Source organism: Actinoallomurus soli, assembly GCF_024055715.1.
Lineage (GTDB): Bacteria > Actinomycetota > Actinomycetes > Streptosporangiales > Streptosporangiaceae > Actinoallomurus > Actinoallomurus soli.
Genome location: NZ_JAMXMV010000010.1, coordinates 61,708 through 74,723, shown reverse-complemented (window position 1 = coordinate 74,723; position 13,016 = coordinate 61,708). Strand labels below are relative to the sequence as shown.

Sequence of the window (13,016 nt, the reverse complement as noted above, 5' to 3'; positions counted from 1 at the left end):
GTGGAAACGTACCGAGTGATCCCGAAATGAGGCGTCCGGCCCCCGGACTCAGTGGTGGACGATCGGCTGCCCGGCCAGCTCCACGCCAGCCGCGCCCATCTCCTCCAGCGCCCGCGCGACGGTCTCCTCGGCCACTCCGGCCGTCATCCCCAGCAGCACCCGCGTGCTGATGCCGGAGCGTACGGCGTCCAGGGCGGTCGCGCGCACGCAGTGGTCGGTGGCGATGCCCACGATGTCCACCGACTCGACCTCATGCTTGCGGAGCCAGTCGCCCAGCGGCGTGCCATCGTCGGTGGCGCCCTCGAAGCCGCTGTAGGCGGCCTTGTGCTCGCCCTTGCTGAACACCGCCTCGATCGGCGCGAGGTCGAGGCCCGGGTGGAAGTCGGCGCCCGGTGTGCCGATCACGCAGTGCGCCGGCCAGGTGTCGACGAAGTCGGGACTGTCCGAGAAGTGGTCACCGGGGTCCAGATGGAAGTCCCGCGTCGCCACCACGTGCGTGTACGCCCGTCGGTTGTCCTGCAGGTAGGTGGAGATCGCCGTCGCGACGTTCGCCCCACCGGTCACGGGCAGCGATCCGCCCTCGCAGAAGTCGTTCTGCACATCAACAATGATGAACGCCGTGCTCACGGCAGCCTCCCCGGCCAGATCTCCAGCACAGGAGAAGCTACCCCGCCCGGGCCGGAAACATCATCCGCGGGCCTCGTGATTCTCACGGAAGACGATTCCGGCGTGCGGCGAAGCATGGGTGACCACGATCCCTCACCCAGGAGGTAGCGCATGACGGAGGCAGGGCCATGACCGAGCGAAGCGAGGGAATCAACGGCGCAGCCCTACGAGTCGCCCCTCCGACGAAGGAGGGCCCATGACCGCCGACGTCGGCGAACAGGCGAGCGACGCCGAGCTCGCCGCACGATTCCGCCGGGACCCGGAGCTCTTCACGGCCGTCCACGACCGGTACTTCCGTGCCATCTACCTGTACGCGGCCGGCCGCCTGGACGCGCAGACCGCCGAGGACATCGCCGCCGAGACGTTCTGCGTGGCGTTCCGCGACCGCGAGCGGTTCGATCCCGGCCGCGGCGCCCTGCGGCCGTGGCTGTTCGGCATCGCCACGAACCTCGTGGCCCGGCACCGCCGCAAGGAGGCGCGGCACTACAGGGCCATCGCCCGCGCCGGTACGGAGCCGGTCGCCGACAGCCACGAGAACCGCGTCGTCGCGTCGGTGGCCGCCGCCCACATGAGGCCGCGGCTGGTCCAGGCCCTGGCACGGCTCTCCCCGGGCGAGCGCGACGTCGTCCTGCTCATCGCCCTCGGCCAACTCGGCTACGACGAGGTGGCCGACGCGCTCGGCATCTCCGCCGGCACGGTCGGCTCCCGGCTCAGTCGCGCCCGCAAGAAGCTCAAGGAGGCATTTCATGGATGAAGAACTGACGATGCTCGCCACCGCCCTGGCGGCCCCGGAACCGTCCGAGGAGGCGGCCGACCGGAGCCGGCACCGGCTCCAGAACACGATGCGCGGCGGCCCCGTCCGCCGGCGCCGGACGGGCCGGCTGGCCGGGGGCCTCGGCCTGACCGCCGCCACGGCCGCGACCGCGATCCTCGTGAGCACGACCGGAACGACGCATACCGCGCACCCCAACAGCCCGCCGTCCACGGCGGAACGATCCCTGTCCGCCCGGCAGATCCTCCTCGCCGCCGCCACGACCGCGGAGAAGGCACCTGCCACGTCCGGCGCCTACTGGTATGTCAAGCAGGAGGAGAGAGACGGCGCGAACGCCGAGCCGACCGTCGCGGAACGCTGGACGCGCCACGACGGCGAGATCTGGCGCAGGGACCTCAAGACCGAGGGTGAGATCTTTCACGAGGGCGTTCTGCCGGGACGGCCCAAGGCGCGGCCGTTCGACCTGGGCACCGACTTCGTGAGCTTCCAGCAGATCCAGAGACTGCCGACCGACCCGGATCGGCTGAAGGCCTGGCTGGCCGACTCCGCCGCGCACAGTGACATGAGGACCAGCGCCGGCCGTCTCACCGCCGAGGAGCAGCGGCTGGAGGCGTTCGAGTCGCTCGTCATGCTGCTCAGCACCCTTCCGGCCCCGCCGAAGGTACGCGCCGCGGCCTTCCGCGCCCTCGCGTCGTACCCGAACGTGAAGGTCGCCGGCCGGGCGAACGGCGGCCAGGTGGTGCGGTTCACGCTGCCCAAGGTCACGGAGCCGGCCCGGCCGGCTCCCTCGACCGCCGCGCAACGGGAGAAGGCGGCCAGGTGGGCGAAGGACCGGGCAGCGCGGGCCAAGGCCCAGGCCGCCCGCGGCGAGACTCACGACGACCCGCCCACGATGGTCGTCGACCCGGCGACCGCACAGGTCCGTGAGACGAACTTCCTCGCCCTCGGCGGCGGGGAGGAGTGGTTCCCGGATGGCGGCGGCGTTCGGATCACCACCGCATGGACCGACGCCCTCCCCAAGTAGTGCTCTGACCACTGGTGGTCGCTGCTCTTAGGGCGCAGCGACCACCAGCGATCACGTCAGCGTGAGCCTCGAACGACCGCGATCTCGACGCAGTTCGTCTCCTCGGCGCTGTGAGTGGACTTGCGCCATACCGTGCGGCAGAGCTCCATGGGTGCCCTCAGCTTTCGTACTCGGCGGCCACCTTGGCGATGAACTCAGCTGAACGAATGGGATCAAACGCGACGTTTCGGATCAAGTCTGCGGCCTCGATGAATGCCGTCACGTCGCCTGGCTCATCGAGGAGCAGGGACGAGCGTTTGTGCTCGAGATGAACGATCGCCGGGGCCTTCGGGAAGGTGAGCACTACAAACGAGCCCGCGAGACCGGCATGCGCCCCTTGGTCGTATGCAAGGACTCTGACCTCGACGTTGGGACGCTCGGCGACGCCGAGGATGTGACGGAGTTGTGCCGCCATGGTCGCCCGGCCGCCGATCGGCCGGTGTAGGACCGCCTCGTCCAGGATCGCGAGATATTGAGGCGGGTTCGGGCGGCTGAGCGCCGCCTGGCGGCCGAGCCGAGTGGCGACTCTCGTCTCAGCGTGCATCGCCGAGATTCCCGCCGCCTTCATCACCGCACGGGCGTAATCGGCCGTCTGCAGCAGACCGGGGACCACTATGAGCGCCACATCCGTGATGCGCGTCGCCTGCGATTCGAAGCCGATGAGTGCGGTGAGCTGGCTGGGCAGTCCAGGGTGGCGGGTCTCCCACCAGCCCGGCTGGTTCGCCTCGCGCGCCAGGGCCAGAAGGTGATCGCGTTCCTTGCCCGCCACGCCGTACAGGGCGAGCAGGGCGGCGACGTCCTCGCTGGTGATGTTCCGATGGCCGGTCTCCGTGCGGCTCACCGTGCTCGCGGACCAGCCGAGCCTCCTGGCGACCTCGCGGGTCGTGAGGTGGCTCTTCATAACTGTGCGCTGTCACTGTTGCTGCAACAAAGGAGACAGGCGCGGCGGCAGGGTCGCCGCGGAAACGGGGGTTCTGGATGTGCGAAGTACCGGTGGACGGGGCTCGTGAGCAGGCGGAGCGCGACCTGCTCGCCGAGCTCGTCGAGCTGTCGGCCGAGACGGCTCCGCGACGGTTCGCGCTGGGCTGCTCGACGTCCAGTGTGACGACGGCGTAGTGGTGGGCTGGGGGCTGGGCTTCGGCGACGAGGCGATCGTGTACGTCCCTGTCGGCGGTTGCGGTCAGCGGCTGTTCCGTACGGAGACCGCGGACCGGGCGCGGCGGCTGCTGGCCCGGCGCGCCGACGTACGGCTCATCTGGCTCGACCCGCCGACCTCGGAAGCGCCCTGATTCGCGCGAACTCCGGCGAGCTCCCGGCCGGACCGACCGGCTGCTTCGACGTCGCTCCTGACGTAGCGAGCCTGGCGAATCGGTCATCCATCCGTCACCGCCGACGGCAAGGTGACCGCGCCCGCGGCAACGAGGCCGCGCCGGCGGCAAGGTGACCGCGCCGGCGACAAGGAGGCTGCCGGGCTGGCGGCAACGGGCCGCGGTGACAACGGGACTGCGGCGGTGGCGAGGTCACGGCCGCGCGCAACGTGATGGCTGCGGCGGGGCGAGGAGACCGCCGTGGCGTTGCGGCCGGTTTGCCGGCTCGGGCGCTCACTTCAGGGCGTTGGCGGCGAGTCGCAGATCGGTGAAGGCGCGGTCGAGGTGGGTGTGCAGGTCGTCGGTAGGGTCGGCGCGCCACCGGCGGATGGCGATCGAGTAGGTGTCCATGCCCACCTGGGCGCACAGGGCGGCGAGCGGCTCGGCGACGCCGCGCGCCCGCAGGGCGTCGGTGAGTGCGGCGACCAGAGCCGCGGTCTTGGCCAGCGCCCGCTCCTGCAGGGCCGGCGTGGCGGCGATGACCGGCACCCGCCGCTCGGTGACCGGGAGGTTGCGCTCGACCAGCGGCACGGCCTGGTGAAACGCCGCCCGCAGGGTGGGGAGCGGCTTGGTGCCGGCCGGCACCGCGGCGACCGCTCCGGTCAGCAGGTCCCGCAGCTCCGCCTCGCCGTCGAAGAAGACCTCGCGCTTGTCGGCGAAGTGGCGGAAGAAGGTCCGCTCGGTGACTCCGGCGCGGGCGGCGATGTCCGCGGCCGCGGTCTTGTCGTAGCCACGCTCCAGATACAGCTCCAGTGCGGCCTCCTGGAGCCGCAGCCGCACTTCATCCCCGTTCCGTGGCACGGCGTTGACGCTATCACAATCGTCAGTTACTGACACACATTGCGTCAGTCGCTGACGAGTTGTACCGTCAGTCACTGTCACTGAAACGTCAGTATCTGACGAAAAGAAGGTCATCATGGAACAGCGTTTCGCCGGTAAGACGGTCGTGGTCACCGGCGCCAGCTCCGGCATCGGCGACGGCATCGCCCGGCGGTTCGCCGCCGAAGGGGCGAACGTCGTCCTCGCCGCGCGGCGCAAGGACCGGCTGGACGCCCTCGCGGCCGAGCTCGGTGTCCACCGCGCGCTCCCGGTCGTCACCGACGTCACCAGCCAGGACGACGTCCAGGCGATGATCGAGGCCGGCGCGGCCCGGTTCGGCGGCATCGACGTCCTGGTCTCCAACGCCGGCTTCGGCCTCGCCAAGGAGTTCGAGGAGACCACGGCCGAGGACTGGCGGTCGATCATGTCCACCGACGTCGACAGCTGCTTCTTCGGCGCGCAGGCGGCGCTGCCGTACCTGAAGGAGAGCCGCGGCAGCATCGTCCAGATCGCCTCCGCCTCCGGCCTCGGCGGCGACCGCCGGCTCAACGCCTACAACGCGGCCAAGGGCGCGGTCGTGAACTTCACCCGCGGGCTCGCCTTCGACCTCGGCCGGTTCGGCATCCGGGTGAACGCGATCGCCCCGTCACTGACCCTCCCGGAGGAGGCGGCGACGGCGTACGCCGCCATGATCGAGCGCTTCGAGCAGCGCCGGGCGCTGACCGGCTTCAGCACCCCGGCCGACATCGCCGCCGCCGTCGGCTTCCTGGCCTCGGACGACGCCCGTTTCATCACCGGCGTCATCCTGCCCGTCGACGGTGGCATCACCGCCGGCAGCGCCCAGCCCTCCCTCTTCTGACCCCGACCCTCCCTCTTCGAAAAGGATCTCCCCATGCCTGGAATGATCGACGCGCTCGACCCTGAGCTCGCCGCCGCGTTCGCCGTGATGCCCAAGGCCGCGAACGGCACCCTGCTCGAACTCTCCGACATCCCGGGCCTGCGCGCGCAGATGCGCGCGGCGTACGACCGGATGCCCGCGACCTCGCCGGACCCGCGGGTGACGATCGAGGCCCTGCGCATCGCCCGGGACGACCGGACCGAGTTGGAGGTGGTCCTGTACCGCCCGGCCGGTGCCGAGCCCACCCTGCCGGCTCTGCTGTGGTTCCACGCCGGCGCCCAGGTCCTCGGCGACGACGCCCGCAGCGACGACGCGTACCACACGGCCCTGGCCCTGGCCCTCGACTGCGTCCTGGCCGCCGTCGTCTACCGGCTGGCTCCGGAGACGCCGGCTCCCGGCGCCGCCGAGGACGGTTATCTCGCCTACACCCACCTCGTCGAGCACGCCGCCGAGCACGGGATCGACCCGCACCGGATCGGGCTCGCCGGGGCCAGTGGCGGCGGAGCTCCCGCCGCGGCCACCGCGCTCATGGTGCGCGACCGGAACGCTCCGCGGCCGCGTTCGCTGTCCCTGCTCTACCCGATGCTCGACGACCGCCTCGAGACGCCGTCGAGTTCCGAGGCCGTCTCCGAGGTCGTCTTCGCCCGCGCGGACATCCGGCTCGCCTGGGCCGCGGTCCTGGGCGACCGGCTCGGCGCGGACGACGTGGACCCGTACTCCGCGCCCGGGCGGGCCACCGATCTCGCCGGGCTGCCGGACACCTTCGTCGCCGCCGCCCAGTTCGATCTGCTGCGTGACGAGGGCATCGACTTCGCCCGCCGGCTGATCGCCGCCGGAGTCCCGGTCGACCTGCACCTCTACGCCCGCGCGTTCCACGCCTGGGACCGCTTCGCGGCCACGTCGGCCCTGACCCGCTCGTTCGAGCAGACCTGGCACGGCTTTCTCCGCCGCACCCTGCACGCCTGAGCCGCTACGGGCTCAGGCGCCGTTCAGGAAGTCGGTCGGGATCGCGGCGTCGCCGCGGGAGAGCTGAAAGGCCGACGGGGGGAGTTCGGCGAGGGCCTGCTGGTGGCGGTCGCGGGCCTCGGACAGGTCCTCGCGGCCCACGACCTCGCCGCCGACGACCAGCGGGCGCAGCAGGGGCCGGTCGTGCGGGCCGGGGGCCGGCTCGCTCAGCGAGACGACCTCGACGAGGGCCCGGCCGCTCTCGTCGCGGTGGCGGACCGCCCACTTGCGCCCGCCCCGGCTCGGCTTGCCGACCGAGTGCTTGGCGACCGGCCGCAGCGGCCCGTCGTCGGACTGGGCCCGGGCCACCAGTTTGTAGACCAGCGACGCGGTCGGCGCGCCGGAGCCGGTGACCAGCGACGTTCCCACGCCGTACCCGTCCACGGGCGAGGCGGCGAGGCCGGCGATCGAGTACTCGTCGAGGTCGCCGGTCACGATGATCTTCGTCTTGGGCGCGCCGAGCGCGTCGAGCTGTTCGCGGACCTCCCGCGCCATCTCGCCCAGGTCGCCGCTGTCGATGCGGACGGCGCCGAGCTCCGGTCCGGCCAGCTCGACCGCGACCGCGACCGCGCGGGCGACGTCGTAGGTGTCGACGAGCAGGGTGGTCGACGCGCCGAGCGCGTCGAGCTGGGCCTGGAAGGCGTGCCGCTCGCTGTCGTGGAGGAGAGTGAAGGCGTGCGCGCTCGTGCCGGCGGTCGGCACGCCGTACGTGCGGCCCGCCTCCAAGTTCGACGTGGTACGGAAGCCGGCGAGGTAGGCTGCCCGGGCGGCGGCAACTCCGGCCATCTCGTGCGTGCGCCGGGATCCCATCTCGATGAGCGGGCGGTCCGCGGCGGCGCGCACCATTCGGGAGGCGGCGGAGGCGATCGCACAGTCATGGTTGAGGATCGACAGCGCGAGGGTCTCGAGGATCACGGCCTCGGCGAAGCTGCCCTCCACGACGAGGATCGGCGAGCCGGGGAAGTAGCAGTCGCCCTCCGCGTAGCCCCAGATGTTCCCGGTGAAGCGGTAGGACTCCAGCCACGCCGCGGTCGGCTCGTCCACGATGCCCTGAGAGGTGAGGTACTCCAGCTCGGGGCCGCCGAAGCGGAACGACTCCAGCGCGTCGAGGAACCGGCCCGTCCCGGCGACGACGCCGTACCTGCGGCCGTTCGGCAGATGCCGGGCGAACACCTCGAAGATCGCCCTACGCTCCGCGGTACCGGCGGTCAGGGCACCCTGGAGCATGGTGAGTTCGTAGCGGTCGGTCAGCAGCGCCGTCGAATGATCCACGAGTGGCAGATTACGGTGTGGTGTGTACACCATGTTCGGGCAGCACCCCGGAAGGAGGGACTCAGGTGAGCACGGCTCCCGTCGAACTGGATCGGCCGGACGCCGCCGAAGACGTACGTTCGGACCGTCCGTGGGTGTCGGTCGTCTGGAACGACCCCATCAATCTCATGTCGTACGTCACCTACGTCTTTCAGAGCGTGTTCGGCTACTCGAAGATGAAGGCCGAGAAGCTGATGCTCGACGTGCACCACAAGGGCCGCGCCGTCGTGTCGAGCGGCACGCGGGAGGAGATGGAGCGCGACTGCGAGATCCTGCATTCGTACGGTCTGTGGGCAACGGTCCGGCAGGATGTGTAGATGAACACCTGGTTCACCCGGGTTCACGGGGGCGGCGTACGGCTGCGGATGACCCGGGAGGAGGCCTCCGTCATCCAGGCGCTGGTGACCCAGCTCCTCGATCTGCTCGGCGGGCCCGCGCCCGGACCGCGCGATGACGGCCTGCCGAACCTCAGCTTCTCGGAGAACACCACCGTCTCCGACGACCCGGTCCTGGCACGGCTGTTCCCGGACGCCTACAAGGACGACGGCGCCGCGTCGGCGGAGTTCCGGCGCTACACCGAGGGCGGGCTGCGCGACGGCAAGCGGGCCGCGGCCCAGCTCGTGCTCGACACGCTCGGCGACGGCGGCGAGATCCTCCTCGATGACGAGCAGGCCCAGGTGTGGCTGCGGTCGCTCAACGACCTGCGGCTCGCCCTCGGCACCCGCCTGGGGATCACCGAGGAGACCCTCGAACGGATTCGCAGGCTCGACTGGAACGATCCGCGGACCGCCCCGTTCGCGGCCTACGACTGGCTGACCTACCTCCAAGAGGACCTGGTTCGAGCCCTTTGGTAAGCATTCGTCCCTTGGGCCGGGCCGATCCGTCGTTCACGCCTCTCCTCCGACCGGTGGCTTGGTAGTTTGGCGGCGCCGCCGGACCCCGCGCTGGGAGGAGCGGACGTGACCGCCACCGACTCCGTCGACGTCCTCGTCCACCGGGCCCTGCTGTACGGCCACGAGGACGAGTTCCTCGACGTGACGATCCCCTTCTTACGGGAGGGCCTGACGCGCGGCGGCCGCCCGGTCGTGATCAGTGAGCGGGCCGGGCTCGTACGCCGGCGGCTCGGCCGCGGCGTGAGCCGGGTGGAGTTCCTCGACGCGCCGGGCTGGTTCGGCGTGCCGGCCCGTACCCTCACGGCCTACCTCGCGTCCGCGCGCGAGCGGTGGTGGTCCCGTGGGCCGCTGTACCTCGTCGCCGAGCCGGTGTGGCGGGCCCGCACCGGGCCGGAGGTCCGGGAGTGGGGGCGGCTGGAGTCGCTGCTCAACGTCGCGTTCGCCGACACCCCGACCAGCCTGCTGTGCGCGTACGACGTGCGCTCGCTGCCCGCCGAGGTCGCCGAGGACGTCGGCCGTACCCATCCGGAGCTGGTCGGCGCCGGCGGAACCCGGCGCAGCGCGCGGTTCACCGACCCGGCGGTCTTCTACGCCGAACGCAACCGGGTCCCGCTCACCCCGCCGGTCGAGCCGGTGATGAGCCGGGCGTTCTCGGGCGGCGATCTGGCCGGGCTGCGCGTCTTCGTCGCGGCGGTGGCCGAGCGCCACGGGCTGCCCCGCGAACGCCGCGTCGCCCTGGTGCAGTCGGTGGCCGAGGTGGCCGGGCACGTCGCACGCAACGGCGGGGGCCGCGGATCGGTGTGGGTCTGGTCGGCGGACGGCAGCCTGATCTGTGACGTCATCGACGCCGGGACCGCGCTCGACGACCGGTACCTCGGGTACTTCCCGCCCGCGCCGCACCGGCCCGCGGGCGCGGGCATGTGGGCGGTCCGCCAGCTGTGCGACCTCGTGGAGATCCGGTCCGGCGCCGACTGCTCGGTCGTACGGCTCCACATGGGCCACGGGGCCCGCTGAGGCCGGCCGACAGGGGCCGGCGGCCCGGTGAGGTCGGCCGTCACGGACCACGCGGCCCGGTGAGGTCGGCCGTCACGGACCACGCGGCCCGGTGAGGCCGGCCGCCACGGCTCCCGCCCGGGGTGACCGCCTTGGGCCACGGGCCCCGCCGAGACCGGCCGTCGATACCCTTTGCCCATGCTCACCATCGAACGGGCCATCGTCGACCAGATCGTCGCGCACGCGCGCGCCGACCACCCGGACGAGGCGTGCGGCGTCGTCGCCGGAGCCGCCGGCTCGGACCGTCCGACCCGGTTCATCCCGATGGCGAACGCCGAGCGCTCGCCGACCTTCTACCGATTCGACTCGATGGAGCAGTTCAAGGTGTGGCGGGAGATGGACGACCGCGACGAGGAGCCGGTCGTCATCTACCACTCCCACACCGCGACCGAGGCCTACCCCTCGCGCACCGACATCTCGTACGCCTCGGAGCCGGGCGCGCACTACGTGCTGGTCTCCACCCGCGACGACGACGAGACGGAGTTCCGCTCCTACCGGATCGTCGACGGGAAGGTGGACGAGGAGGAGGTCCGCGTCGTGGAGTCGTACGAACCCGACTCGGTAGACTGATCCCGTGACGACGATGACGGAGCGCCCGAACCCGGCCCGGCCCGTCACGCCCGTGCAGAACTTCCTCTTCGGCCACTGCCGCGCCGAAGTCGTCTACGACTGTCGCCAGGGCTGAGCCTTTCCCCCCAAGCCCGGAATCCCCGCGCATCCGGCCGTGTTGAGCCATGCCGGGACCGTACGACGAAGGAGCACACTCGCGATGGCGATCGAGGTTCGCATTCCGACGATCCTGCGTAACTACACCGACGGCGCGAAAGCGGTCGAGGGCGGCGGCGCCACGCTCGACGAGCTGATCGCCGACCTGGAGACCCGCCACCCGGGCCTGCGCGACCGGCTGGTCGACGAGAAGGGCCTGCGGCGGTTCGTCAACGTCTACCTGAACGACGAGGACGTCCGCTTCCTGGGCGGCCTCGGCACCAAGGTCTCCGACGGCGACACGGTCACCGTGCTGCCCGCCGTCGCCGGCGGCTGACGTGCGTTTCGACTCCCTGCTCGACTCCCTCGGGCGTACGCCGCTGGTCGGACTGCCACGGCTGTCGCCGTCGCCCGAGGTGCGTCTGTGGGCCAAGCTGGAAGACCGCAACCCGACCGGCTCGGTCAAGGACCGTCCCGCCTTCTGGATGATCGCGAAGGCGGAGAAGGAGGGTCTGCTCGCGCCGGGCCGTACGATCCTGGAGCCCACCTCCGGGAACACCGGCATCTCGCTGGCGATGGTCGCCAAGCTCCGCGGCTACGACATCGTCTGCGTCATGCCGGAGAACACCTCGGCCGAGCGCCGGCAGCTCCTGGAGATGTGGGGTGCGCGCATCATCTCCTCACCGGCCGCCGGCGGCTCGAACGAGGCGGTGCGCGTCGCCAAGCGGCTGGCCGAGGAGAACCCCGACTGGGTGATGCTCTACCAGTACGGCAACGAGGCGAACGCCCGGGCGCACTACGAGACGACCGGGCCGGAGCTCCTGGCCGACCTGCCGTCGATCACCCACTTCGTCGCGGGCCTCGGCACCACGGGCACGCTGATGGGCGTCGGCCGGTACCTCCGCGAGCAGGTGCCGGGCGTCTCGATCGTGGCGGCCGAGCCCCGCTACGGCGAGCTGGTGTACGGCCTGCGCAACATCGACGAGGGCTTCGTGCCCGAGCTGTACGACGAGTCGGTGCTGACCACGCGGTACTCCGTGACGTCCGCGGACGCGCTGCGGCGCACCCGTGAGCTGCTGGCGCAGGAGGGCATCTTCGCCGGCATCTCCACCGGCTGCGCCCTGCACGCCGCGCTCGGCATGGCGAACAAGGCCGTCAAGGCGGGCGAGCGCGCCGACATCGCGTTCATCGTCGCCGACGGCGGCTGGAAGTACCTCTCGACCGGCGCGTACGGCGGCACCCTGGAAGAGGCCGAGGAGCGCCTCGAAGGCCAGCTCTGGGCCTGACCGAACGCCACACGGGCGCTCACCGCAATCGAAAGTCGTTTCGGTGAGCGCCCGTGTACGTTGCGTGTCCTTGGCATACTGGGTCCATGCCCGAGACGTTGCCGAGCTGGACGGCGCACCTGCCGCGCTGGATCCCCCGGTCCCTGTCCGCCCTGCGCGGTCCGCGCAAGGGCGTCGTCGACCTTCCCCTGGACCTCTGCTGGTCGGGACAGGCACAGTACAACGTCGAGCGCTTCCCCCAGCGAGTCGCGCTCTACGAGTTGGTGATCGTCCAAGGACTCCAGACGCACTATCCGGAGTTCCTCAACGGCGACTACCTCCTCGAGGCGTGGCCTCTTCTGCATCGAAGACTGGGCGACGGTTATGTAGAGGCATGGGAGGGGCGTTTTCCCGAGCTGGCCAGGCTCGGCGCGTCTCCTGACGCCTTCGCGGCAGCCTTCGCGCGTTGGAAGGAGTCGCCGTGGGAATAGACTTTCCTCCCTTTCACCGGCGGCTCATCGAGGCGGGACTCGACCTCTGCGAGGAGCACGGGTTATTCCTCGCGGGCGGTTATGCGATGAAGGCCCATGGCCTGGTGGATCGGCCCAGCCAGGACATCGACTTCGCGACCGCGAATCCCCTACCGGTCGAAGAACTGACCGAGCGTGTGGTGGCGGGCTATCGGGCCAAAGGATTCGAGGTCGTCGCCGCTCCGGGTAACTACCGGTTCGCCCGGCTCGTGGTCACGGACCCGCTGACGAGTGAGTCCTGCGAGGTCGACCTCATGAAGGCGACCCTTCGGGTCAGCCCCATCATCGTGGACTCCTGCCCCGTGCTGGGCTTCGACGACGCGATCGGTCTGAAGATGCGAGCCCTGCATGATCGCGGCATCGCGCGCGATCTCATCGACGCGGCGGCGCTCGCCGGAGAGTACAGCTTCGAGCGCCTCGAATGGCTCTGCCGCTCGCACGAACCCGACTTCTCGTTGCGACGCCTGGCCTCGCGGCTCGAAGCAGCGGAGCTGCGCAACGACGCGGAGTTCGAGGCCTATGGCCTGACGCTGGAGGAAGTGCGGCGGGTGAAGCGGTTCGCGGCCGAGTGGGCGCAGGACATCAACCTGCGGCTCCTGGAGGAGGAAGAGGTCGATCTCGAGCTCTGAGCCCCGCCGGAGCGTCTCCACCCGCCGGCTCCCCGGTGAG

General features: G+C 71.0%; 19 protein-coding genes. 14 read left to right on the top strand and 5 right to left on the bottom strand.

Going from position 1 to position 13,016, the window contains the following annotated elements; all coding sequences use genetic code 11:
* Positions 1-48 precede the first annotated feature (48 nt).
* Positions 49-627, bottom strand: a complete 579-nt coding sequence (locus tag NDW01_RS24255; RefSeq protein ID WP_252823765.1) for a nicotinamidase — start codon at positions 625-627, stop codon at positions 49-51.
* A gap of 235 nt (positions 628-862) precedes the next feature.
* Between NDW01_RS24255 and NDW01_RS24250 the strand changes: the two genes are divergently transcribed.
* Together NDW01_RS24250 and NDW01_RS24245 are read left to right on the top strand one after the other, a co-directional pair.
* Positions 863-1,420: an RNA polymerase sigma factor gene (locus NDW01_RS24250; RefSeq protein ID WP_252823763.1), complete on the top strand. Its 558-nt coding sequence runs from the start codon at positions 863-865 to the stop codon at positions 1,418-1,420.
* Positions 1,413-2,462, top strand: a complete 1,050-nt coding sequence (locus NDW01_RS24245) for a CU044_5270 family protein (RefSeq protein ID WP_252823761.1) — start codon at positions 1,413-1,415, stop codon at positions 2,460-2,462. The genes NDW01_RS24250 and NDW01_RS24245 overlap by 8 nt, the downstream gene beginning before the upstream one ends.
* 56 nt (positions 2,463-2,518) lie before the next feature.
* On the opposite strand, the gene NDW01_RS44425 is transcribed toward NDW01_RS24245, so the two are convergent.
* Positions 2,519-2,611, bottom strand: a complete 93-nt coding sequence (locus NDW01_RS44425; protein WP_406566982.1) for a DUF397 domain-containing protein — start codon at positions 2,609-2,611, stop codon at positions 2,519-2,521.
* Between the two features lie 8 nt (positions 2,612-2,619).
* Positions 2,620-3,402: a helix-turn-helix domain-containing protein gene (locus NDW01_RS24240; RefSeq protein WP_252823759.1), complete on the bottom strand. Its 783-nt coding sequence runs from the start codon at positions 3,400-3,402 to the stop codon at positions 2,620-2,622.
* 77 nt (positions 3,403-3,479) lie between these two features.
* Here NDW01_RS24240 and NDW01_RS24235 point away from each other — a divergent pair, with 77 nt between their 5' ends.
* Both NDW01_RS24235 and NDW01_RS24230 read left to right on the top strand, forming a co-directional pair.
* Positions 3,480-3,617: a hypothetical protein gene (locus NDW01_RS24235; protein WP_252823757.1), complete on the top strand. Its 138-nt coding sequence runs from the start codon at positions 3,480-3,482 to the stop codon at positions 3,615-3,617.
* A 2-nt stretch (positions 3,618-3,619) separates the two neighbouring features.
* The gene (locus tag NDW01_RS24230; RefSeq protein WP_252823755.1) at positions 3,620-3,790 is read left to right on the top strand and encodes a hypothetical protein; all 171 of its coding nucleotides are present in this window, start codon (positions 3,620-3,622) and stop codon (positions 3,788-3,790) included.
* Between the two features lie 312 nt (positions 3,791-4,102).
* Here the strand turns inward: NDW01_RS24230 and NDW01_RS24225 are convergent, their stop codons facing one another.
* A complete protein-coding gene (locus tag NDW01_RS24225; protein ID WP_252823753.1) occupies positions 4,103-4,669 on the bottom strand; it encodes a TetR/AcrR family transcriptional regulator in 567 nt (188 codons plus the stop codon).
* Positions 4,670-4,784: 115 nt separating this feature from the next.
* On the opposite strand from NDW01_RS24225, the gene NDW01_RS24220 reads away from it, so the two are divergent.
* A complete protein-coding gene (locus NDW01_RS24220) occupies positions 4,785-5,546 on the top strand; it encodes an SDR family NAD(P)-dependent oxidoreductase (protein WP_252823750.1) in 762 nt (253 codons plus the stop codon).
* A gap of 33 nt (positions 5,547-5,579) precedes the next feature.
* Entirely contained in the window at positions 5,580-6,551 is a 972-nt protein-coding gene (locus tag NDW01_RS24215; protein WP_252823748.1) for an alpha/beta hydrolase fold domain-containing protein, read from the top strand.
* Positions 6,552-6,563: 12 nt separating this feature from the next.
* Here NDW01_RS24215 and NDW01_RS24210 read toward each other — a convergent pair whose 3' ends face one another.
* A complete protein-coding gene (locus NDW01_RS24210) occupies positions 6,564-7,895 on the bottom strand; it encodes a nicotinate phosphoribosyltransferase (RefSeq protein ID WP_252823746.1) in 1,332 nt (443 codons plus the stop codon).
* A gap of 32 nt (positions 7,896-7,927) precedes the next feature.
* Between NDW01_RS24210 and clpS the strand changes: the two genes are divergently transcribed.
* From clpS to NDW01_RS24170, 8 genes are all read left to right on the top strand, one after another.
* Positions 7,928-8,218, top strand: coding sequence for an ATP-dependent Clp protease adapter ClpS (clpS, locus tag NDW01_RS24205; protein WP_252823733.1), 291 nt, complete (start codon positions 7,928-7,930; stop codon positions 8,216-8,218).
* Positions 8,219-8,755, top strand: coding sequence for a DUF2017 domain-containing protein (locus tag NDW01_RS24200; RefSeq protein ID WP_252823731.1), 537 nt, complete (start codon positions 8,219-8,221; stop codon positions 8,753-8,755).
* Positions 8,756-8,860: 105 nt separating this feature from the next.
* Complete coding sequence (locus NDW01_RS24195; RefSeq protein WP_252823729.1) at positions 8,861-9,808, top strand: sensor histidine kinase; 948 nt, start codon at positions 8,861-8,863, stop codon at positions 9,806-9,808.
* A gap of 177 nt (positions 9,809-9,985) precedes the next feature.
* Positions 9,986-10,417, top strand: a complete 432-nt coding sequence (locus NDW01_RS24190; RefSeq protein ID WP_252823727.1) for a Mov34/MPN/PAD-1 family protein — start codon at positions 9,986-9,988, stop codon at positions 10,415-10,417.
* Between the two features lie 199 nt (positions 10,418-10,616).
* On the top strand, positions 10,617-10,889 hold the full coding sequence (locus NDW01_RS24185) for a MoaD/ThiS family protein (protein ID WP_252778956.1): 273 nt from the start codon (positions 10,617-10,619) through the stop codon (positions 10,887-10,889).
* Position 10,890: 1 nt separating this feature from the next.
* Positions 10,891-11,838 (top strand): PLP-dependent cysteine synthase family protein, encoded by a 948-nt coding sequence (locus tag NDW01_RS24180; protein ID WP_252778957.1) that lies wholly within the window; start codon positions 10,891-10,893, stop codon positions 11,836-11,838.
* 86 nt (positions 11,839-11,924) lie between these two features.
* On the top strand, positions 11,925-12,308 hold the full coding sequence (locus NDW01_RS24175; protein WP_252823725.1) for a hypothetical protein: 384 nt from the start codon (positions 11,925-11,927) through the stop codon (positions 12,306-12,308).
* Positions 12,284-12,976: a nucleotidyl transferase AbiEii/AbiGii toxin family protein gene (locus NDW01_RS24170; protein WP_252823722.1), complete on the top strand. Its 693-nt coding sequence runs from the start codon at positions 12,284-12,286 to the stop codon at positions 12,974-12,976. The genes NDW01_RS24175 and NDW01_RS24170 overlap by 25 nt, the downstream gene beginning before the upstream one ends.
* Positions 12,977-13,016: the final 40 nt, after the last annotated feature.

Coding starts and splice junctions, on each gene's coding strand:
- NDW01_RS24250 (WP_252823763.1), top strand. CDS start 863: ATGACCGCCGACGTCGGCGAACAGGCGAGCGACGCCGAGCTCGCCGCA.
- NDW01_RS24245 (WP_252823761.1), top strand. CDS start 1,413: ATGGATGAAGAACTGACGATGCTCGCCACCGCCCTGGCGGCCCCGGAA.
- NDW01_RS44425 (WP_406566982.1), bottom strand. CDS start 2,611: ATGGAGCTCTGCCGCACGGTATGGCGCAAGTCCACTCACAGCGCCGAG.
- NDW01_RS24240 (WP_252823759.1), bottom strand. CDS start 3,402: ATGAAGAGCCACCTCACGACCCGCGAGGTCGCCAGGAGGCTCGGCTGG.
- NDW01_RS24235 (WP_252823757.1), top strand. CDS start 3,480: ATGTGCGAAGTACCGGTGGACGGGGCTCGTGAGCAGGCGGAGCGCGAC.
- NDW01_RS24220 (WP_252823750.1), top strand. CDS start 4,785: ATGGAACAGCGTTTCGCCGGTAAGACGGTCGTGGTCACCGGCGCCAGC.
- NDW01_RS24215 (WP_252823748.1), top strand. CDS start 5,580: ATGCCTGGAATGATCGACGCGCTCGACCCTGAGCTCGCCGCCGCGTTC.
- NDW01_RS24210 (WP_252823746.1), bottom strand. CDS start 7,895: ATGGTGTACACACCACACCGTAATCTGCCACTCGTGGATCATTCGACG.
- NDW01_RS24200 (WP_252823731.1), top strand. CDS start 8,219: ATGAACACCTGGTTCACCCGGGTTCACGGGGGCGGCGTACGGCTGCGG.
- NDW01_RS24190 (WP_252823727.1), top strand. CDS start 9,986: ATGCTCACCATCGAACGGGCCATCGTCGACCAGATCGTCGCGCACGCG.
- NDW01_RS24185 (WP_252778956.1), top strand. CDS start 10,617: ATGGCGATCGAGGTTCGCATTCCGACGATCCTGCGTAACTACACCGAC.
- NDW01_RS24175 (WP_252823725.1), top strand. CDS start 11,925: ATGCCCGAGACGTTGCCGAGCTGGACGGCGCACCTGCCGCGCTGGATC.